Here is a 20,600-nt window from a genome sequence, read left to right as displayed (position 1 = left end):
GCACGAGGGTCTGAAAATAAAAAAGGCCGCACAAGTGCGACCTTTTTAAATTTGGCTCCGCCTGCTGGACTCGAACCAGCGACCCAATGATTAACAGTCATTTGCTCTACCGACTGAGCTAAGGCGGAATTATTCTTTCAGGCATTTGCCTTAACTTAAGAAGTGGCGCGCATCATATAGAGCCGCTACGCATTGGTCAACTTATTCGTATTTACACAAATAAGAAGTTTCTACATCGGCACTTACTTTAAAGCGTTGATTAGCTTCAACAATAAAAGTTTGGCCTGCTGCAAAGGTTTCAGCTTTATCGCTACCTGGCAATACCACTGTCAGGCTGCCACTCACCACGGTCATATATTCTTTTTGGCTGGTGCCAAACTCATAATCGCCTTTTGCCATTACACCAATAGTGGCGGGCAGGGTTTCGGTTTGGAAAGCGATAGATTTAACCGCACCGCCAAAATACTCATTAACTTTAAACATAGGTTGCTCCACTAAAGATGGAAGGGATAAGTACATAGAATGAAGAACAATAATATGACGCGCACAAAAAAGGCCGCATAAATGCGGCCTTCTTCGTTTTGTTTGGCTCCGCCTGCTGGACTCGAACCAGCGACCCAATGATTAACAGTCATTTGCTCTACCGACTGAGCTAAGGCGGATCGGTGACTTCCGCTGTGGAAGTGGTGCGCATCATATAGAGCTGATTTTGGTTGGTCAACCGTTTTTTGGCGCTTTTCCGTAAGTTTTTTTCAAAAAAACCTCAATGAATTCAAGGCTGTTCATTAATTCTCCAGTCTGCTGGCTAGTTGCTCAGCGACTTGCCAATTTGAGCGGTTGCTCAAGGCGTATGACCTTGAAACTGCCGTTGTCGATAAGCGTTACAACATTTTTAAAGTGCGCAGCTGCTTTGCGCTCTAGAGGAATAAACTGGTTTACTACAAACAACGCAACGCCATCAGTGGCAAGCAGGTGTCGTGCACTTTCTAAAAATTTATCGGTTAAATCACCATCCGTATTAAACCCTTGGTGAAAAGGCGGGTTGCACAGCAGGAGATCCACTTTTTGATCTATGTGCCTGCCGGCATCTGCGGCGATAATTTCAAAGGTTAATTGCGCACTCGTAAGGTTACTTTGTGCGGCGATGAGTGCGGCAGCATTGTTGTCGGTCAGGAGCCAGCGATTGATTGTTTTGCATGACGCCAATTTGGCTGCCGCGAGCGTAAGGTAGCCATACCCACACCCGAGATCAAGGCAGGTTTCGGGCTGTTTATTATCAAGCGCTTGGGCGATTTGGCTAATCAGCAGGGCGCTTCCTGCATCCACTTTATTCCAGCCAAAAAGTCCGGGTTTACTGACAATACTAAGCCCGGCGTTTTCAGCAATAGGCCGCAGTTGGTGGTAATCGCTATCATCTAGAGCCTGCTCCGCAGCAAAAGTCTTTTGCTTGTGGATGACGGATGAATAACTGGCGCCGTCTTTCTGAATCTGTTTTTCGCTTCCCATCAATCGGGTAATTTTTTCAATGTAGGTTTTGGTGCCTTCGTTTTTATAGCCACTCAGTACCAAAGGTGCATCGGGCTTGAGGCAGCGCCAGGCTTCATTCAATAAGTGATGTACCAGCGGTTTTTCCTTGGAAACACGATAAAAAAAACCATCCAAGCTATTGTCTGCGATGGTGTGGCAATCAAAGTCGCCAAATTCGGTGGTAAATCCGCGCGCCTTGGCCTCTTCGGCGACATCCCAGCGATTGGTCATCAACAATAAACCCGGGTGATGAAATGCTGTGGGTAGATTATTCAGGGCATTTTCATCGGTGCACCATAAAAAATGACCCTGTGGATTTTTTATTAATCCGGCTAATGCTTGTGTAAGTGTGGCAAGTGCTAAGTCAGTCATTAATTAATGCTCTGAATCTCATCATGGGTTAACGGGCGATATTCCCCCTCGGCTAGCTGGGCATCCAGCTGAATGTTTCCAATTGCCTCGCGATGCAATGCCACAACGTGATTTCCCACCGCGGCAAACATGCGCTTCACCTGATGGTATTTGCCTTCATGGATGCACAAGCGGGCCAAGTGGCTGGATATCTGCTCCAACTGAGCAGGGCGTGTGGGCGCTTTTTCTCCATGCAGCTGCACCCCGGCCGCGAATAATGCGGCGGTATCCGCTGTTATTGGATTGGCGGTGGTGACCAGGTAGGTTTTGGGGCATTCATGGCGCGGAGATGTAATGCGGTGATTCCACTGTCCATCATCCGTAAGTAGCACCAAGCCTGTGGTATCAATGTCCAGTCGCCCAACAATTTGCAGCTCCTGTTTTTTGGGTAACGCGAGCAAATCAATCACTACTGGATGAGCAGCATCGCGATTGGCACAAATGTAGCCCAAAGGTTTATGCAGCATTAAATAACGAAGCGGCTGAAGCGCAATCAGCTGGTCGCCCAGTAGCACGCTTTCAGTGCCATCCAGTTGCAGATCAGCTTTTTTGGCGATCAAGCCATTGACGCTGATGCGTCCTGCTTTAACCGCCTGATGGATCTGCGAGCGGCTGTAATCGGTGCATTGACCAACAAATTTATCAAGACGCATGAATAACCTTGGTGTCGGAATCGCCTGAGTGAAGCCAGTGTGCGGGCAGGGCATGGGCCCAATCGAACTGGTGAATGATACGCGTAAATGAAGCCGGAAGCGGTGCCGTTAATGTCAGTGCGTTGTTGTGCACTGGGTGGGTTAAGCGTAATTCCGCTGCCGCAAGCATTAACCCTGCACAGTCAAATTGTTGCTGGAAAAATCGATTATGTTGGCCCTTGCCGTGTTTTGCATCGCCAATAATCGGGTGGCTGATGTGTTTTAAATGACGTCGAATCTGGTGCTTACGCCCGGTTTTGGGCTCGCATTTCACCAGTGAATAACGCGTGCAGGGGTATTTGTCGATACTGAAAGGGAATTCTACCTGGGCGAGACGGCTGAAGCCGGTAATAGCCGGTTGTGCCGGTTTGTTCTGGCGCGCCAGCTTATCGGTGTAGCTGTCCTGCTCCTCCACTAACGGATGATCAATTACCCCATTCAGCGGGGCAAAGCCCCTAACCAGAGCGACATAGGTTTTGTTGATCTGGTGATTTGCAAACGAATTACCCAAAGCTCTGGCGATATCGGGAGCAAGTGCAAATAGTAAGACGCCCGCCGTTGGTTTATCCAAGCGGTGAATTGGGTACACCTTTTGCCCCAATTGATCGCGCAATAACTGCACCGCAAAGCGCGTTTCATGGCGATCTATTTCGCTGCGATGCACCAGCAGACCACCCGGTTTATTGATAGCAACCAGATATTCGTCCTGATAAACAATAGCGAGTGAGTCTGAAGTCGCTGATGGATTGGAGGGCACTAAAGTCATCCTGTTACGGCAAAGGTCGCGATTCTAAGGGCAGGGCATCCGGGGTTAAAGCGGTTTTACGGTAGCTTTTGTAGAAACTTATACAAAAAATTTGCATTGTATAATTTTATGGTTTAAAACTTATACATCGGCAATAACTTGTATAGGTTTTTCCATGAGCAAAATTCCGGTTGGTGTTAGTCAGTGTCTTCTGGGTGAGCAGGTACGGTTTGATGGTGGGCATAAAAGAAGTCGATATCTCACCGATGTGCTTGCCCAATTTATTGAATTCCGCCCGGTATGCCCTGAAGTTGCCATAGGCTTGGGCATTCCCCGCAAGCCAATCAGGCTGGTCGTTAAAGATGACCAGACTCGTGTGGTGGGTGTTGCTGACCCCGAGCTGGACGTAACCGATGCGCTGGTTGCTCAAGCAGAAGCCGCCGTGGCGCAAATGCCGGATATTTGTGGCTATGTGTTTATGCAAAATTCACCTAGCTGTGGCGTTTATGGCATGAAACGCTACCGCACCAACGGCTACACCATGGATGCAAAAGGGCGCGGCGCCTACGCCCAACGTTTTATGGAGTTGATGCCTTATTTACCCGTGGAAGAGGCCGGGCGTTTGAATGATGCCGGTTTGCGTGAAAACTTTCTGACTCGTGTTTTTGCATTTCACGATTTTAAAAAACACCTTGCGCATGAACCCACCGCCAAAAATCTGATTAATTTTTATTCGCGCTATAAATATCAGGTAATGGCACATCACGTACCCAGTTATTTTGAAATCGGGCGATTCCTCTCCAACTTGTCGGGCCGTGACATCAATGCCTGTCGCGACCAGTTTTTTCATTTATTCATGACTGCGCTTTCCCATCATGCGACCCGCAAGGGGAACACCAATGCCATGATGCACTTGCGTGGTTACCTCAAGGAAATCCTCAGCACACAAGACAAACAAGAATTATCGCAACTGATTGATTCTTACAAAGTCGGCATGGTGCCTTTGGTCGTTCCCTTAACGTTACTGAAGCACCATTTATTAAAACTCGATAACCCCTATTTGAAATCGCAAACCTTCTGGGCGCCGCATCCAGATCAACTGGGTTTGCGTAATCATATTGTTGAGAATCATTAATGAGCGGAGAAAGTACAGCATCCAGTTATGAAGAATTGGTTGATAGCGAGCTGGTGCCAATTCGCGAAATATCGCGCTTAACCGGTGTAAATACTGTGACACTGCGCGCTTGGGAGCGGCGTTATGGTTTGTTGGTTCCCCAGCGTACCGGCAAAGGGCACAGGCTCTACAGTCAGGCAGATATAGAGCGAGTAAAAGAAGTGCAGTTGTGGCTTGGCAGGGGCTTGGCAATTAGCAAAGTAAAAGCGCTGCTCGCCAGCCAACCGCAAGAGCAACAAGCGCAGGTGATAGATTCAAACTGGCTACAGCTGGCGCAGCAAATCCACAGTGAAATCAATAATTTTCAGCGGCGGCCGCTGCAGCGAATCCTGGAGGATACGCTCGCGCTTTATCCCGCCGAAATGGTTGCCGATTATCTACTGCTGCCGCTATTGCGTGAGTTGGAAGGTGATGAGCCCGGCATGGCGGCGCGGCGTGCTTTTTTCGTGCAAATTGCGCTGGAAGTGGTGATCGAATCACAGGCTCGTCAGCGCCAATCGGCAAGCGGTTCGCAACTGTTGTTGATCGCCGCCAGTGGTGATCAGCTTGAGCTGAACGGGCAGCTGCTCGCATACAGCTTGTTGATTCATCAATTCCGGGTGGAATTGCTTGGTTATTTAAACCCGCGCGAAGCGCTTTTGGCTGGACAGGCTCTGGATGCAAAAATAATTGTGCTTCTGGGCTACGGCGACCTGAATGCGGCCGGCTTGCAACTACACTTAAACAGCCTGCTGGAAAAAAGCGCAGTCCCCTTGGTATTGGTGGGGGATTTGGCAGCGAGCATTTCAGCGTTTGATTTTATCGACAAACCCCGGGTGGGATTCTGCAGTAACCAGCAAGCCGCTGTGCTGCATATCAATAAACTTTTGAATGGGTAAATTGCTTCTATGGAGCCAACAGTTCCGCAAAAAGTGCGCGCTATGTATATGCGTTTTGATAAAAAAATTCTCAAGAATTTATCTGACATTTATAGCGACGATATCCAATTCCGTGACCCATTACATGCGTTAAATGGCATCGCAAAATTATCTGACTACTACGCAAGCAGTATTGAGAATTTACTCGACTGCCGTTTTGAGTTTCATCATTCCATGGAAATGCCCGGCCGTGGAGAGGCTATTTTATTTTGGACTATGCACTACCGTCACAGCAAAATTGCCGGCGGTAAACCATTGGAGCTGACGGGCAACAGCCATTTGCTATTTAACGAAAAAGTTTACTATCACCGCGATTATTACGATGCCGGCGCCATGCTTTATGAGCATCTGCCGTTACTTGGTAGTGCAATAGCGTTTATTAAAAAACGTATAGGTGCTAAATGACAGCTTTAGTCTGGTTGCGACATGATTTGCGCTTACGTGATAACCCTGCGCTATTTAAAGCCGCAGAATTGGGTCAGGGGGTAGTTGCCGTTTATGTACATTGTGCAGCTTACGTGCGCCTGCACGATCAATCTGCGGCACAGCGTGATTTCATCCGGCGGCATCTTCATTTATTGCAGCAGCAACTTCTGGAATTAAATATTCCATTGAAGGTTATTCGTGTAGAAGAGCCGGGCGAGATAGCCCCGCAGCTACTGCAACTTGCACAGCAATTAAATGTGACCCAATGTTTTTTTAATGCCGAATATCCCATCAATGAATTGAATCGCGATCTGGCAGTGAACCAGCTGTTGCGTGAACAGGGCATAGCGGTAAAACGTTGTCATGACCGCTGTATCGTCCCACCCGGTATGGTGCGCAACGGTCAAGGTGAGCCTTACAAGGTATTTACGGCATTCAAAAAGAAATGGTTACAAATGGTAATGCCGCTGGATCTCAAACCCTTGGCGTTACCGGCGAAACAATCTGTAAATTCCACCGTAACTGCAGATTCCATTGCGGCGATTGATTCGTTATTTGACGCGGATGGCCTGCGCGATTTATCCACGCTTTGGCCTGCAGGCGAGCACGAAGCTTATCGGCGTCTGGATAATTTTATCGCCAATGGTCTCACACAATATCTTGTTCAGCGCGATTTCCCCGCCATCGATGGAACCTCCAGTTTATCGCCTTATTTTGCCGTGGGTTCACTCTCTCCACGACAGGCGCTGTCTGCCGTTTTGGCTTACACCTACGGTGATTGGAGCGGCAATGCAGGAGCAGCCTGTTGGATCAGTGAATTAATCTGGCGGGAATTTTACCAACATGTCGTGGTGGATTATCCGCAAGTTTGTAAACGCAAAGCCATGCAAGCCCACACCGAGGCTTTTCCATGGCAGCAAGATACTGCACTTTTTGATGCCTGGTGTAAGGGCATGACTGGCATTCCGATTGTGGACGCGGCCATGCGTCAATTAAATGCAACCGGCTGGATGCACAACCGCTTGCGAATGATTGTGGCTATGTTCCTCACCAAAAATTGTCAAATCGATTGGCGTTGGGGCGAACAATATTTTATGTCCCAATTAATCGACGGCGATTTTGCGGCGAACAACGGCGGTTGGCAGTGGAGTGCGTCCACAGGAACTGATGCAGCGCCTTATTTCCGGATTTTTAATCCTGCCAGTCAGTCCGAGCGCTTTGATCCAAATGGTGAATTTATTCGTAAGTGGGTACCAGAACTTGCGCGGTTATCGGCAAAGGAAATTCATAGCCCTCAGCCCGGCGCCAAAGGGCTTCCAGTGACTTACCCACGACCGATTGTCGATTTGTCAGAAAGCCGAAAATCAACCATTGCGCTGTTTAAAAACTTATCGCCAACCACTGCTTACCAGAGTTGACCTATGACTAACAATCCCGAACAGCGCAGCGTTTTGGTGACTGGAGCTTCCAGCGGGATTGGTCGTGACTTGGCGCTTGCTTATTTGGCTCAAGGCGAAAAAGTTTTTGCACTGGCGCGCTCAACAACTGCCTTGGCTGAATTGGTTTCAGCTTACCCTCATACCTGTATTGCAGTGACGGTGGATCTAACCGATGACCTTAGCTGTCAGCAAGCGGCAGAGCAGATTGCACAACACTCAGCCTATTTGGATATAGCAATATTAAATGCCGGCACTTGTGAATATGTGGATGTAAATCAGTTGTCCATAGAGCCTTTTGACAAAGTGATGGCAATTAATTGGCGCGGCACCTTGAATAGTTTAATCATGTGTTTACCTTTTTTGCGCAACAAAAAAGGCTCACAGTTGGTGGGTGTTTCCAGCATGGCTAGTGTACTGCCTATGCCGCGCTCGCAAGCCTACGGTGCATCAAAAATTGCTCTGGAATACCTGCTCAACTCATTGCGTGTCGATCTGGGCGGGGCAGGAATAGATATCAGTATTGTTCGCCCGGGTTTTGTCACAACGCCCTTAACTGCGCGCAATGATTTTCCTATGCCATTTATTGTGGATAGTGAAACTGCAGTGAAAAAAATAGTTCAGGGAATCGCCAAGCGACAATGGATTATTGCATTTCCCTGGCAACTTGTTGGTTTGATGCGGTTCATCGCGCTGTTGCCACTTAAGTGGCAGACAAGCTTGTTACAAAAAATTTCCCGTAACTCAGTTTAATATTTTTTCGATACTCATACACTGGATCGCACAAGAAGATAATTTATGGCATCACCGATAGGAAAAAAAATAGCGATTATTGGTAGCGGAATTAGTGGGTTACTGAGCGCCTACCTATTATCGCGTCGCAATCAGGTAGTGGTATATGAGGCTGCTGATGTTATTGGTGGTCACACCGCCACTAAAACGGTACATATCGGGGACACCAAGTTTGAAATCGATACGGGTTTTATTGTTTTTAATGATCGAACCTATCCTAATTTTATAAAGCTGCTGGAGATGATTGGTGTGGCTTATCAGCCTACCGATATGGGCTTTAGCGTTTCCTGCGCCGCGACTGGTTTTGAATATGCAGGTACTTCACTGAATGGTGTTTTTGCCCAGCGAAAAAATATCTTCAACCCCGGTCATTGGCGAATGCTGGCGGAGATACTGCGGTTTAACAAAGCCTGTACCCAACTCTATCGCAGTGACGAAATACCCCAGGGAAAAACCCTGGGCGATTATTTGCGCGAACAGGGTTACAGCGAAAGATTCAGCCGTTTATACATACTGCCCATGGTGTCTGCCATTTGGTCATCGGGTTTGGAAACAGCCGCCGCCATGCCGTTGGTGTTTTTCGTGCGCTTTTTTCACAACCACGGCTTGCTAACCGTAACCGGCCAGCCGCAGTGGTACACCATAAAAGGGGGATCACATCAATATCTTGCACCCTTGACCCAACATTTCCGCGAAAGTATTCATACCAGCTGCCCCGTTTCTTCTGTGATGCGCAGTGCGGATGGAGTCTTGGTTAACAGCAATAAATTCGGCGAGCAACGTTTTGATGAAGTGATTTTTGCCTGTCACAGCGATCAAGCACTAAAAATTTTGGCAGACCCAAGCCCTGCGGAATACGAAATACTCTCAGCCATTCCCTACAAGCCAAATGATGTGGTGTTGCATAGCGATTTGCGCTTTTTGCCTGCCTCTACTCGCGCATGGGCCAGCTGGAACTACTTATTGCAGGAGGGCGCAGAAGATGCCACAGCGCTCACCTACAACATGAATATCCTGCAGCGGTTGAACGCCCCAGTTACTTTTTGCGTATCTGTAAATGCGGGCGAAAATATTGATCAGGACAAAGTTTACGGGCGATATAACTACAGCCACCCTATGTTCACTCTGGACTCAATCGCTGCGCAAGCGCGTTGGGCAGAAATCAGTGGCGTGAATCGCACTCACTATTGCGGCGCATATTGGCGTAACGGTTTCCATGAGGATGGCGTTGTCTCGGCGATCCGTGTAGCACAAGCATTGGGAGAGATTTGGGAATGATAGCGGTGGTTTGTTGGAGCCTGAATTATGCATAGCGCTATTTATCAGGGTGAGCTTCGCCATAGGCGCTTTCATCCCAAGCACCATGAGTTTTCGTACCAATCCACGCTGTTTTATATTGATCTCGATGAGTTGCCCCAGCTCTTTGAAGGTGTGCCCGGTTGGTCGCTCAATAAAAGAAACTTCGGTAGTTTTCTGCGCACAGATTATTTGGGTAACCCACAGGTTTCGCTAAGAGACGCGGTCAAAGCGAGAGTGACTGAGCTAGCTGGCGAATGTGTGGAAGGCCCTATACGAATGCTTACCAATTTACGTATTTTAGGTTGCTGTTTTAACCCCGTTACTTTTTATTATTTGTTCGAGCAGGGCTCCAATACACCGAAACAAATTCTCGCCGAAGTGAACAATACACCTTGGAACGAGCGCCATTCCTATTTGATTCCTTGCGATGAATTAACCGGAAAAACAAAAACACAGTTTGATAAAACTTTTCATGTGTCGCCCTTCAACCCGCTGGATATGCGCTACCGTTGGGTGAGCTCAGCACCGGGTGAAAGTTTGCTGGTACACATGGAGAACCTGGCACCGCCAATAGATAAGAAGACGAGTGATTCAACTGAAAACATTTGTCACATGGACGCAACACTCAGCCTCAAACGTTACGACTGGTCTGCGTCCAGGTTACAGAGACTGATTTTGTCTCAACCTTGGGCAGCAATAAAGGTTCCATTTGCTATTTATTGGCAAGCGCTACGGTTGTTTATTAAAGGTGCTCCTGTGTATTCACACAAAACCACCGCCTCGGTTCAATCGCTTGCAGAACTTAAAACAACAGGGGAAAAATCGTGAAATCGAACAGTATCGCACTTGCATCCAAACATCGCGTTGCGGCACTTGCACCCAATGAATCAATCGCCAAAAACTTGTTATTCAAAGTGTTGCGAGGCATGACTACAGGTTGCCTCAGATTGCATGATCAGGGAGAAGTATTCGAGTTTGGACAAGTCAGTGCGGATGCCGATTTGGTTGCCGATATTCATGTGCACAATGCGGCTTTTTATTCTGATGTAGTGTTTGGCGGTTCGGTTGCGGCGGGCGAAGCCTACATGAGTGATTACTGGTCTACACCGAATCTCACTCAAGTGGTACGTTTATTTGTTCGTAATATGGATGCACTGGATAATCTGGACAACAGCCAATCCTTTATCGGGCGATTACTGCTAAAGGCATTCCATTGGTTTAATCGCAACACCAAAACTGGTTCGCGCCGGAATATCTCTGCCCATTACGATTTGGGTAATGACTTTTTCAAGTTGTTCCTGGATGAAACCATGATGTATTCATCGGCGATTTATCCAACCCCTGATGCTGAGCTATCCATTGCCTCGGTTTATAAATTGCAACGTGTGTGCGAAAAATTGCAATTAAACCAGGATGACCATTTGCTGGAAATAGGTACTGGCTGGGGTGGAATGGCAATTTACGCCGCTCGTCATTACGGTTGTCGTGTCACCACCACAACCATCTCCAAAGAGCAGCATGATTACGCCGTGGCCCGCGTTGCAGCAGCTGGCTTGAGCGATAAAATTACGGTGTTGTTTGATGATTATCGGGATTTGAATGGGAGCTTCTCTAAATTAGTTTCAATCGAGATGATCGAGGCTGTTGGTCACGCGCATTACGATGATTATTTTTCCACCTGTGCAAAATTGCTGAGACCTGATGGGCTTATGCTAATTCAAGCAATCACCATGAAAGACCAGCGTTATAAACGCGCATTAAAATCAGTTGATTTCATCCAGCGTTATATTTTCCCCGGTGGTTCCTTGCCTTCGATTGATGTGATCAGTCATTGTGTGCAGCGAAAAACAGACCTCAATATTTTACAGATAGAAGATATTGGCGAGCACTACGCACAAACACTCAAACATTGGCGAGAGCTGTTTATGGCCAAGCTCGATACCGTAAAAGCGCAAGGGTTTGATGAGCGCTTTATTCGCATGTGGGAATTTTATCTCTGTTACTGCGAGGGTGGCTTCCGTGAGCGCAGCATAGGTACAGCACAAATTCTGTTTGCTAAACCAGGCTATCGCAGTCGTTTTTTTAACTGATGAACGCAGGCTTATTTACACTGTCAAACTTTCTGCTTTTTCAGTTGGGATGGTTTGTTTGCGTTTTATTGGGCACTCAGTGGGCAATAATGTATACGCTGGCTGCAACCTGTGTGCATTTTTATTTTTCACCTTCCCGACAGGATGATTTTATCGCAGTGTTGCTGTGTACAGTGATTGGGTTGGCCCATGACCTCTTACTGATTCACGGCGGACATATCCTGTTTGCAGAGTCTAGTAACTGGCCACCGGTATGGCTTAGTTGTTTGTGGGTATTAATGGGGCTGACCTTGCATCATTCGCTGGGTTGGATTTACCAGCGACCGCTTTGGGCCGGTTTATTGGGGGCTGTTTCCGGGCCGCTGAGTTATTTGGCTGGCGTTAAGCTCTCCTCCGCACAATGGTCTAGCTCCCTCATGGAGGTTATTCCTATAATGGCGGCCTTGTGGCTAATAGTGTTGCCGCTACACCGCTTGTTGAGCTTGAGGATCAAACCTTATGTATCGCATTAAACTGTTTACCGATTGTTCCAGAGTGTTTGGGTTTGTTGCCAGTGCCTTGCTGGCAGCCGTTGTATCAATGCCAGTAGCTGCAGAGAAGACTTATGTAGTTGCTGGCACTGCCTATGAAATTGTCAGCAATCAAGTCGTCTATCGCGAGCTCTACACTGCATTGGATGAAAATAAATCGGTGACAGTTGATTACTTTTCACCGGACGGGAATCTTTTTGCATCAAAAGTGTTGTCTTATCAAGGCGAATACTTTCAGCCAAGTTTTGAGTTGCAGGACAACCGCGACAATGAATTTGTAGCTGCCCAGTTTCAGGGCGCGCGTTTACTGTTGAGTCACGGCAAGGACGGCAAAGTGAATGAAAAAGTGGTGATGGATAATGCTCGCTTGGTAATAGATGCTGGTTTTGATTCTTACATACAAATGAATTGGGACGATTTAGTTGCCGGAAAACATTTGAAGTTCGAGTTTGCCTTGCCTTTGCGCTTGAGTACGATTCAATTGGAAGCGCGTCAGGTGAAAGCATCCAGCTCGCCATTACGCGATGATAATCTTGGTGCCGATTGGGTTCACTTTCGCATAGCACCCGCAAAAGCGTTTGTATCCTTTTTTGCTGACCCTATTTATCTCGCCTACAACCCCAATGGTAAGTATTTGATGCGTTATTTCGGTCGCTCAAATTTGGATAACGATGCTGGCGATCCGGTTGATGTCCGAATTGAGTACGAATACCTGAATTAATAATTGCCAATAATTTTTGAGGTTTGGTGAGATTCAATTAACTTACTCAAGTACGCCAAGCCTCTGGCACCTTGCCTTCAAGTTGATAGGCGAACGCAATGATGTAGGCAACGGCGACATAAAGCGCTTCGGGAATCTCATCACCTAACTCCAACGTCACCAGTAAATCCACCAGCGCCGCGTTATCGCACAAAGGGACACCATGTTCATTGGCGATGGCAATAATCTGTTCTGCGACTGCACCTGTACCTTTTGCACTTACCCGTGGTGCGTTTTTACCATCGTAAAAAAGCGCAACGGCTTTTTGTAGTTGTGGGCCTGAATAGCGTTCACTCATCGCAACACTCGCATTAGGTTTTTATATCAACCAGTGAATAATTAACTGACATTTTCTGTGTTGGTGGCAAGCCAGGTAAACACTGCAACTGCGCTATTTGAATGCCTTCGTGCTCCAGTTGCTGCTGAAAACTTTCCAGTCGATTTTGCGCTTGCGCTAAGGTATTTTCATTTTCTGCCCAGAATTTTATGCTCACACGATTATTCAGCAGCGCAAGTTGAGCGTAAAAGTGCCCTAGTAGGGGCAAATCAAAACCTAACATGACATTCCATTGCCGCACGCGTTTGGTTTCCTTTTTATCGGGCTCATTTGGATCATCAATCCACTTTTGTTCAAGTTGAATGGTTAAGGGGTGAATGTCCTGCCCTTGGCGCACAGGAATTTCCATTTGCCATGACTGGGTTGGTTGCGGCTGATCTGCTTGGGTTTGCTGATGATTCAGCGTATGGATCTGCTGTAATTGTATTTTTGCCAAACTTCCCAGTGTGTATTGGTGTACCAGCATTGCCAGTTGCGCGCGCAATTGCTTTTGGCTTAACTCGGCAGGCTGTTTTTGCATTAAAAAATTTAGTAATTGGGGCAGGGCGCCCGGCATATTTAATTTTGTGGCGTCTGCGCCAAGTGCGATTGTTGTCGCTGTAAGCTCAGGTTCCACCTGGTGCAATACGCCAAGCAGCGCGCCTTTTAAATCCTGTTGAATAATCCTGCCGAGCTGCGCGCTATCCTTGATCTCCGCTTTGAGTGAAATGTTCTGCCCGTTTGTTACACCGCTTGTGTTTAATAATTTCTCCGTATTGTTAATACCAACCTGTTTCAGCATAAGCTCGGGGCTTTTTGAATTAGTCGCGGAAACATTCTGTGCTGTTGGATTTTGAGCGCTTGTGTTCGGCGCCGAAATAAGCGTAGACGCATTGCTTGAACCGAGTGAAGAAGGCACCGACGATGTCGGCGCTGTGCGTGAAGCAATCAAACCAAGGGCTTGCGCCAACTTTTGCTCAAATCGTTGCCCATTGTTGTCCAGCATCAACGCCAGTGCCTTGGGGCTACCGAGCTGTTCTTGTACCCGCAGATGGCTATTCAGGATTTTTAATGCGTTTTGCAGGCCACTAGAAATCCAGTCACTGCGCTCCCCAAGGGGTAGCTGCTGGATGAACTGATTAATTTTAGGCAGCACACCGAGAAGATCCTGGCCGCGGTCTTTAATTGGTAGTAATTCACGCAAGCTTTGGCTGATGGCGGCCTGGGCAGCCGCTGCGGAAGACGCACTGGTTGTCATGCCCTGAACTTGTCGCATCAAATCCAACAGCGACGAAGGCACTGGCTTTCCTTGCTGCTGTATGGCATCGAGCTGTAATAACAACTTATTTAAGTGTTCAGTGGAGATTGGCTCAAGAATTTGTATGCGTTGGTTTGCTGCCAGTTGCATAAGCAGATTCTGACCGAGCGCAAGCGGCTGGGTTGTGTAGCTAAGAAAGGGCACTGGCGCTGTAGCAGAAGCGCCAGTTTGCAAAGGGTTGGATAGATTTAAACTGACTAACTTCAAGCTGGGTGTTTCAACCAACGCTTTTTGGTCAAGCAGTTGCGATACCAGTGCTTTAATCGCGGGCGAAGTGATGTTTTTATTGAGTTGCGCCAAGGCAGTCTCGATAGATTTCATGAGTTCAGCGCGCTCATCGGCGCTGGCACTACTTACTTTGTTCACTTGGGCAATAAATTGATCGCCTGATTTCAGGTTAAGGGTTTTAACCAATGCGCTGATTTGCTCAAGTTGTAGCTGGTGAGAGGCGCGTAGGGCTAAATCGGGTGTGTTGGTAATAGATTTGATATCCATGACGGCTTCCGATTGTTGATCCATCGCATCAAATGCGCAATTTGGGATGCTTTGGCCGGAGGGAGGCGGCTATAATCGCGCGCAGTTCCAAGGCGCAGGATGCGGACTCCGGACATCCGGGTTGTGCTGAGTATAGCGGCTACCCCTTTTGCTGTGTCGAATAGTATTTGGCATGGGTAACTTTGCGGCACGTCAACCACTGACCTCTGACCCTTGACGAAGGTTTTAAACAAACGCATGACCACTGTTTTGGCTCCGCCGTCTGAATCGATAACGCCGCTGTTTGAACTGCGTAATCTGGCCTGTGAGCGCGACGAGCGCTATTTATTCTCTGGCTTGAACCTTCAATTGAAGGCCGGTGAGCTTATTCAAATTGCTGGCCCCAACGGTGCCGGCAAAACCACATTATTACGAGTAATTGCAGGTATTAGTCAGGATTTTCAAGGCGAACTTCTCTACAAAGGGAAGCCCTTGTCCTTGGCGCGTTGGGAATTCGCGCTCGATAGCTTGTACTTGGGGCATCTGCCCGGCATCAAAAAAGCCCTTACGCCTACCGAAAATTTGTTGTGGTATATGGCTCAACGAGGCGCTACTGGCGATGCCATACAAGCGCTCGCGTCGGTGGGGCTTTATGGCTATGAAGACACCCCCTGCTATCAACTTTCCGCTGGGCAATTGCGTCGTGTTGCTTTGGCGCGCCTATATCTGGAGCCGGCCCGTATCTGGATTCTGGACGAGCCGTTTACTGCTATTGATAAACATGGTGTCGCGCAACTTGAGTTACTGATTGATGGTCATTTAGCAGGAGGAGGACTGGTGATTCTAACCTCGCACCAGGATCTGACCCTGCCACAACTGCGCATGGTAGACCTGCGCGATTACGAACCCCAGGGCACAGCATCAGACCAGACTGAAGAGGCTATCTATGGCTAGCCTTTCCTCACGCCGCGACACTGATTTTTCACTCTGGACAGGCTTTACTGCGAGCGTGAAGCGTGACCTACTGGTTGCTGCTCGACATAAATCAGAACTAGCCAATCCGCTCGTATTTTTTCTTATTGCCATCACGTTGATCCCTTTGGGAGTTAGTCCCGAAAAATCAGTGCTGACCTTGTTGGCACCCGGAATATTGTGGGTCATGGCATTACTGGCGACCTTGCTGTCGTTGGATGGTTTGTTTCGTGCTGACTACGAAGATGGCTCATTGGAGCAGATGCTCATCAGCCCCCAGTCACTGTATTTCACTGTAATGGCAAAGGTTTTGGTGCATTGGTTAGTATCCGGTTTGCCTGTGGCAATTCTGGCTCCCCTATTAGGGTTAATGCTTAGTTTGCCAGCATCAGGCTATTGGGCGCTTTTTTTATCTCTGTTACTGGGTACAGCCTCTATGAGTTTGATTGGTGCAGTAGGTGCAGCACTTACCGTTTCCCTGCGTAAGGGCGGGTTATTGTTGTCGCTTATCGTCATGCCCCTGTATATTCCCGTTCTCATTTTTGGTGCAAGTGCAGTAGGAAGCGCGGTTCAGGGCAGTGTGATTGGCATGCAATTGGCTGTGCTGGGAGCTTTTCTGGCGCTGGCGATGGTTTTGGCACCTATAGCGGCAATGGGCGCTTTGCGCATCGGAGCCAACGGTTAAACATAATAATCAGGGTCTTAGTGAATATGGCATGGCAATGGTTTCATCGTTTAGGTTCTCCCCGCTGGTTTTATGAAAAGACTACCTCCTGGCTTCCCTGGCTCACGGCAATCAGTATTGCGCTTATTCTGACAGGTGCCGTTTGGGGGCTTGCATTTGCTCCGGCAGATTACAAACAGGGAAATAGTTACCGCATTATTTACATTCATGTTCCTGCCGCCTTTTTAGCTCTAGCCGGTTATTACATTATGGCGCTGTCAGGTGCGGTAGGGCTGATTTGGAAGATGAAGCTGCCTTTTATGGTAATGAAGTCTGCTGCCCCTATCGGAGCTGTGTTGACGTTTATCTCACTGGTCACTGGTTCGATCTGGGGCAAGCCCACCTGGGGCACCTGGTGGGAGTGGGATGCACGTATTACTTCCATGTTGATCCTGTTCTTTTTGTATTTGGGCATGATCGCACTGCAACAAGCCTTTCAACATCGCGATACTGCCGATAAAGCTAGCGCCGTATTAGCGCTCGTGGGTATGGTAAACATACCAATCATTTATAAGTCGGTGGATTGGTGGAACACCCTGCATCAACCAGCAACTATTAAATTCACCAGCAAGTCATCTATTGATCCTTCAATGCTTTATCCCTTGCTCACCATGGTGATTGGTTTCTATTGTTTTTATGCCTTGGTATTACTGTTGAACACCCGCCTTGAAGTATTGCGTCGCGAGAGTAAAACCCAATGGGTCAACGACTTGATCAACCAGCTTAAACCGGAGTCCAAACAATGAAGTTTCAATTTGAATCGTTGGCAGACTTTCTCGCCATGAGCGGTCACGGTCCTTATGTCTGGGCCTCATATGCAATTACTTTTGCCGCTCTAATCTTTTTAATACTAAGCCCGGTACTGCAGCAAAAAGCACTGATCAAGCAACAACAAAAAATGCGCAAACTTTCGCAGGCTAGTCCTGTAAAAGAATAAGTTTTGCTGTTTTGACGAATTGATTCTTAAGAGTAAAAACAATTATGCATCCGCTTCGCAAACAACGCCTGATGGTAGTTATTTTTATCGTTGTGTTTTCCAGTGTCGCTGTAGGCCTGATGGCTTACGCGTTGCGTGAAAACATCAATTTATTCTATCCACCCAGTAAAATTGCAGCGGGGGATGTGCCTCACAACACGCGAATTCGCGCAGGCGGTTGCGTTAAACCGGGAAGTGTTCAGCGCGCTGCCGACTCCCTGCAGATCCAGTTTGTAATCACCGATGGAAGCGCCGATGTCAAAGTGCACTTCAACGGGATTCTGCCTGACTTATTTGCTGAGGGCGAAGCTGCCGTTATCAATGGTGTAGTTACCGAGTCAGGTGAAATAAAAGCCAGCGAAGTGTTGGCTAAACACGATGAAAATTATATTCCCCCTGAGGTTGCTGAAACCATGAAAGACAAAGGGGAGCATCAAGCTACTTGTGAGGGCCTAAAATATGGCGCTTGATTTCGTTCAGCTGGCGCCCGAGATGGGCCAATTTGCTTTGATTTTATCGCTGTGCTTGAGCGTAGCGTTGTTTTTGTTGCCACTTGTTGGGGCCCACTACGGCAGTCAACTGTTAATGCGCACTGGCCCTTCACTAGCGACCGGTTTTTTCTTTTTCGTTTGTTTTTCATTTTTTTGCTTAACCTACTCTTTTTTGAACGATGACTTCTCCGTTAGTTATGTGGCATCAAACTCCAATTCACTTCTACCTGTGCACTACAAAATCAGCGCTGTTTGGGGAGGGCATGAAGGATCTTTGCTGCTGTGGATTTTAATGCTCGCCGGTTGGACGCTTGCGGTAGCGTTATTCAGTCGTTCCTTGCCATTAGATATGCAAGCCCGTGTACTGTCGATCATGGGGTTTGTAGCGATTGGCTTTCTCTCGTTCATCATATTTACGTCCAATCCGTTTGATCGCATTTTGCCTTTGCCTCCGCAGGATGGTGGCGACCTAAATCCACTGCTTCAAGACATAGGCCTCATCATTCATCCTCCTGTGCTTTATATGGGTTATGTAGGGTTTAGTGTATGTTTTGCGTTTGCGATTGCCGCTTTATTGACGGGGCGCCTGGATAGCGCATGGGCACGCTGGTCCCGGCCATGGGCAACACTTGCGTGGGGATTCCTTTCCGTTGGTATCGCTCTGGGTAGTTGGTGGGCCTACTACGAATTGGGTTGGGGTGGTTGGTGGTTCTGGGACCCAGTGGAAAATGCGTCATTTCTGCCCTGGTTAATAGGCACAGCCCTCATACACTCATTAGCTGTTACCGAAAAGCGCAGCCTATTTAAAAGCTGGACAATACTGCTGGCTATTTTCACTTTTTCACTGAGTCTTCTTGGTACATTTTTAGTGCGCTCGGGCGTTCTGACTTCGGTGCATGCTTTTGCTAACGACCCGGAGCGCGGCGTGTTTATTTTAGGGTTCCTACTTTTAGTTGTAGGTGGCTCACTGACACTTTACGCCTTACGCGCCCCAGTTGTTAAAGGGTCTGCAGGTTTCGATTTATTTGCGCGCGAAACCTTGTTGTTAGGCAACAACATTTTACTCACCGTAATTATGATTATGGTGTTAATGGGCACTCTCTACCCGCTGATCGCCGACGCATTAAACCTTGGCAAAATTTCTGTTGGCCCACCTTACTTCAACTTATTTTTCTTACCGCTGATGGGTTTGTTGTGTTTGCTGATGGCATTCGGCCCCCTGGCTAATTGGAAGCGAACATCTGGCAAGCAGTTCATTAATCTTCTGTGGAAACCCTGGGTTTTAAGCTTATTGGCTGGTCTTACATTTCCGTTTTTTTATCGCGAAACCTATGAGCCCCTTGCCGCTTTAACTGTGTTTATTGCGAGCTGGATTGTTACTGCATTAATTGCAGATACCATTCATCGAATTCGCAACAGCGTGAGCTGGACGGCAGGCCTTAAAAAATTGAGCCTCAGCTATTACGCAATGGTTATTGCACATGCAGGTATAGCGGTAACTGCTGTCGGGGTAGGGCTTACTAGCATTTATACCGAAGAGCGCGATATTCGTATGGAAGTAGGGCAACACGTTCAAGTTGTTGAGTATGAATTTATTCTTAATAAGCTCGTGCGCGTCAATGGTCCTAATTATATTGCAGACGAGGCTCAAATTTCGGTCTTTCAAGATGGCAAATTTTTACGTGAGATGAGACCGCAAAAGCGTAAATATCTCGCATCTGGAAGCACAATGACAGAAGTCGCCCTCGATGTGGGTTTGTTTCGCGATTTATATGTCGCCATGGGCGAACCCCTGAACGAAACTGCTTGGGCTATGCGAGTGCACTTAAAACCCTTTGTACGATGGATTTGGCTCGGCGCTTTGATGATGGCATTTGGTGCGCTATTGGCGGTTGCTGACAAGCGTTACCGTAAACTGGTCAAGGAAAACACCAACCTTCAGCTGCCTGCAGGAAATTTGGCCAATGAATAAACAGCGGTTATTTCTGTTCGTTCCTTTAATAGTGTTTGCAGGCATGGCAATTTTTTTCTGGCGCGGGTTATCGCTCGATCCAAACGCTATGCCATCGGCTTTGTTAAATAAACCCGTTCCTGCATTTGAACTTCCGGTTCTGCCAGCACCAGAAAACCCACCCGGGCTCATGATTGCAAATCAGGAGTTATTGAAAGGAAGAGTGAGCTTATTAAATGTATGGGCTACTTGGTGTGTTACCTGTAAACAAGAGCATGAGTTTCTAAATCAGCTAAAAGCCCAAGGGGTTCCAATTTACGGGATTAATTACAAGGACAATGATGAGGACGCTAAAACCTGGTTGGCGGAACTTCACAATCCCTATGTGTTCAGCGTGATAGATGCAGACGGCCGTTTGGGCTTGAATCTGGGAGTTTTTGGTGCGCCAGAAACCTATGTGATCGATAAAGCAGGCGTTGTTCGTTACAAGCATATTGGCGATGTGAATCAGGATGTATGGGAAAAAACCATTCAGCCTATTTTTAATAGCCTTAAATGATTTGACACATCAAGGCGCCT

The 20,600-nt window shown here is 47.6% G+C and carries 23 protein-coding genes and 2 tRNA genes; 17 read left to right on the top strand and 8 right to left on the bottom strand.

The window, feature by feature from the left end; all coding sequences use genetic code 11:
- Positions 1 to 52: 52 nt before the first annotated feature.
- From ACFODX_RS08660 to truC, 6 genes are all read right to left on the bottom strand, one after another.
- Positions 53 to 128 (bottom strand) — tRNA-Asn (locus ACFODX_RS08660).
- Positions 129 to 201: 73 nt separating this feature from the next.
- Positions 202 to 483 (bottom strand): pyrimidine/purine nucleoside phosphorylase, encoded by a 282-nt coding sequence (gene ppnP / locus ACFODX_RS08655; protein WP_078042810.1) that lies wholly within the window; start codon positions 481 to 483, stop codon positions 202 to 204.
- 103 nt (positions 484 to 586) lie between these two features.
- A tRNA-Asn gene (locus ACFODX_RS08650) sits at positions 587 to 662 on the bottom strand.
- A gap of 151 nt (positions 663 to 813) precedes the next feature.
- Positions 814 to 1,899: a class I SAM-dependent methyltransferase gene (locus ACFODX_RS08645; RefSeq protein WP_378118089.1), complete on the bottom strand. Its 1,086-nt coding sequence runs from the start codon at positions 1,897 to 1,899 to the stop codon at positions 814 to 816.
- Positions 1,899 to 2,591 (bottom strand): 16S rRNA pseudouridine(516) synthase RsuA, encoded by a 693-nt coding sequence (gene rsuA / locus ACFODX_RS08640; protein ID WP_378118087.1) that lies wholly within the window; start codon positions 2,589 to 2,591, stop codon positions 1,899 to 1,901. The genes ACFODX_RS08645 and rsuA overlap by 1 nt, the downstream gene beginning before the upstream one ends.
- Complete coding sequence (truC, locus tag ACFODX_RS08635) at positions 2,581 to 3,387, bottom strand: tRNA pseudouridine(65) synthase TruC (protein ID WP_378118085.1); 807 nt, start codon at positions 3,385 to 3,387, stop codon at positions 2,581 to 2,583. Before truC ends, rsuA begins: the two co-directional genes overlap by 11 nt.
- A 163-nt stretch (positions 3,388 to 3,550) precedes the next feature.
- Here truC and ACFODX_RS08630 point away from each other — a divergent pair, with 163 nt between their 5' ends.
- From ACFODX_RS08630 to ACFODX_RS08585, 10 genes are read left to right on the top strand one after another with little or no spacing between them, the layout of a single operon-like run.
- Complete coding sequence (locus ACFODX_RS08630; RefSeq protein ID WP_378118083.1) at positions 3,551 to 4,510, top strand: YbgA family protein; 960 nt, start codon at positions 3,551 to 3,553, stop codon at positions 4,508 to 4,510.
- Complete coding sequence (locus ACFODX_RS08625; RefSeq protein ID WP_378118080.1) at positions 4,510 to 5,427, top strand: MerR family transcriptional regulator; 918 nt, start codon at positions 4,510 to 4,512, stop codon at positions 5,425 to 5,427. Before ACFODX_RS08630 ends, ACFODX_RS08625 begins: the two co-directional genes overlap by 1 nt.
- Before the next feature lie 9 nt (positions 5,428 to 5,436).
- Complete coding sequence (locus ACFODX_RS08620) at positions 5,437 to 5,871, top strand: nuclear transport factor 2 family protein (RefSeq protein WP_378118078.1); 435 nt, start codon at positions 5,437 to 5,439, stop codon at positions 5,869 to 5,871.
- The gene (phrB, locus tag ACFODX_RS08615; protein WP_378118076.1) at positions 5,868 to 7,310 is read left to right on the top strand and encodes a deoxyribodipyrimidine photo-lyase; all 1,443 of its coding nucleotides are present in this window, start codon (positions 5,868 to 5,870) and stop codon (positions 7,308 to 7,310) included. The genes ACFODX_RS08620 and phrB overlap by 4 nt, the downstream gene beginning before the upstream one ends.
- Before the next feature lie 3 nt (positions 7,311 to 7,313).
- A complete protein-coding gene (locus ACFODX_RS08610; RefSeq protein ID WP_378118074.1) occupies positions 7,314 to 8,081 on the top strand; it encodes an SDR family NAD(P)-dependent oxidoreductase in 768 nt (255 codons plus the stop codon).
- Between the two features lie 45 nt (positions 8,082 to 8,126).
- On the top strand, positions 8,127 to 9,398 hold the full coding sequence (locus ACFODX_RS08605; RefSeq protein WP_378118072.1) for an NAD(P)/FAD-dependent oxidoreductase: 1,272 nt from the start codon (positions 8,127 to 8,129) through the stop codon (positions 9,396 to 9,398).
- 27 nt (positions 9,399 to 9,425) lie between these two features.
- The gene (locus tag ACFODX_RS08600; protein ID WP_378118070.1) at positions 9,426 to 10,247 is read left to right on the top strand and encodes a DUF1365 domain-containing protein; all 822 of its coding nucleotides are present in this window, start codon (positions 9,426 to 9,428) and stop codon (positions 10,245 to 10,247) included.
- On the top strand, positions 10,244 to 11,509 hold the full coding sequence (locus ACFODX_RS08595; protein WP_378118068.1) for a class I SAM-dependent methyltransferase: 1,266 nt from the start codon (positions 10,244 to 10,246) through the stop codon (positions 11,507 to 11,509). Before ACFODX_RS08600 ends, ACFODX_RS08595 begins: the two co-directional genes overlap by 4 nt.
- Positions 11,509 to 12,021: a DUF2878 domain-containing protein gene (locus ACFODX_RS08590; RefSeq protein WP_378118066.1), complete on the top strand. Its 513-nt coding sequence runs from the start codon at positions 11,509 to 11,511 to the stop codon at positions 12,019 to 12,021. The genes ACFODX_RS08595 and ACFODX_RS08590 overlap by 1 nt, the downstream gene beginning before the upstream one ends.
- Positions 12,008 to 12,760, top strand: coding sequence for a hypothetical protein (locus ACFODX_RS08585; RefSeq protein ID WP_378118064.1), 753 nt, complete (start codon positions 12,008 to 12,010; stop codon positions 12,758 to 12,760). Before ACFODX_RS08590 ends, ACFODX_RS08585 begins: the two co-directional genes overlap by 14 nt.
- A 46-nt stretch (positions 12,761 to 12,806) precedes the next feature.
- Here the strand turns inward: ACFODX_RS08585 and ACFODX_RS08580 are convergent, their stop codons facing one another.
- Entirely contained in the window at positions 12,807 to 13,097 is a 291-nt protein-coding gene (locus ACFODX_RS08580; RefSeq protein WP_378118062.1) for an EscU/YscU/HrcU family type III secretion system export apparatus switch protein, read from the bottom strand.
- Positions 13,098 to 13,110: 13 nt separating this feature from the next.
- Positions 13,111 to 14,928 carry a flagellar hook-length control protein FliK gene (gene fliK, locus ACFODX_RS08575; RefSeq protein WP_378118060.1) on the bottom strand — a complete coding sequence of 606 codons (1,818 nt, stop codon included), beginning with the start codon at positions 14,926 to 14,928 and terminating at the stop codon, positions 13,111 to 13,113.
- Positions 14,929 to 15,165: 237 nt separating this feature from the next.
- On the opposite strand from fliK, the gene ccmA reads away from it, so the two are divergent.
- The 7 genes from ccmA to ACFODX_RS08540 are packed head-to-tail and all read left to right on the top strand — an operon-like array spanning position 15,166 to position 20,580.
- The gene (ccmA, locus tag ACFODX_RS08570; RefSeq protein WP_378118058.1) at positions 15,166 to 15,861 is read left to right on the top strand and encodes a cytochrome c biogenesis heme-transporting ATPase CcmA; all 696 of its coding nucleotides are present in this window, start codon (positions 15,166 to 15,168) and stop codon (positions 15,859 to 15,861) included.
- Positions 15,854 to 16,564 (top strand): heme exporter protein CcmB, encoded by a 711-nt coding sequence (gene ccmB, locus ACFODX_RS08565; protein ID WP_378118056.1) that lies wholly within the window; start codon positions 15,854 to 15,856, stop codon positions 16,562 to 16,564. The genes ccmA and ccmB overlap by 8 nt, the downstream gene beginning before the upstream one ends.
- A 26-nt stretch (positions 16,565 to 16,590) precedes the next feature.
- On the top strand, positions 16,591 to 17,349 hold the full coding sequence (locus ACFODX_RS08560; protein ID WP_378118054.1) for a heme ABC transporter permease: 759 nt from the start codon (positions 16,591 to 16,593) through the stop codon (positions 17,347 to 17,349).
- Positions 17,346 to 17,540, top strand: a complete 195-nt coding sequence (ccmD, locus tag ACFODX_RS08555; RefSeq protein ID WP_378118052.1) for a heme exporter protein CcmD — start codon at positions 17,346 to 17,348, stop codon at positions 17,538 to 17,540. The genes ACFODX_RS08560 and ccmD overlap by 4 nt, the downstream gene beginning before the upstream one ends.
- Before the next feature lie 44 nt (positions 17,541 to 17,584).
- Positions 17,585 to 18,049, top strand: a complete 465-nt coding sequence (gene ccmE, locus ACFODX_RS08550; RefSeq protein WP_378118050.1) for a cytochrome c maturation protein CcmE — start codon at positions 17,585 to 17,587, stop codon at positions 18,047 to 18,049.
- Positions 18,050 to 18,059: 10 nt separating this feature from the next.
- The gene (locus tag ACFODX_RS08545; RefSeq protein ID WP_449245207.1) at positions 18,060 to 20,042 is read left to right on the top strand and encodes a heme lyase CcmF/NrfE family subunit; all 1,983 of its coding nucleotides are present in this window, start codon (positions 18,060 to 18,062) and stop codon (positions 20,040 to 20,042) included.
- Positions 20,035 to 20,580, top strand: coding sequence for a DsbE family thiol:disulfide interchange protein (locus tag ACFODX_RS08540; protein WP_378118045.1), 546 nt, complete (start codon positions 20,035 to 20,037; stop codon positions 20,578 to 20,580). Before ACFODX_RS08545 ends, ACFODX_RS08540 begins: the two co-directional genes overlap by 8 nt.
- The last annotated feature ends 20 nt before the right edge of the window (positions 20,581 to 20,600 follow it).

The organism is Cellvibrio fontiphilus (assembly GCF_042646205.1).
In the GTDB taxonomy this organism is placed as follows: domain Bacteria; phylum Pseudomonadota; class Gammaproteobacteria; order Pseudomonadales; family Cellvibrionaceae; genus Cellvibrio; species Cellvibrio fontiphilus_A.
The sequence above is the reverse complement of the archived record's forward strand: the minus strand, read 5'-3'. Positions and strand labels throughout refer to the sequence as shown.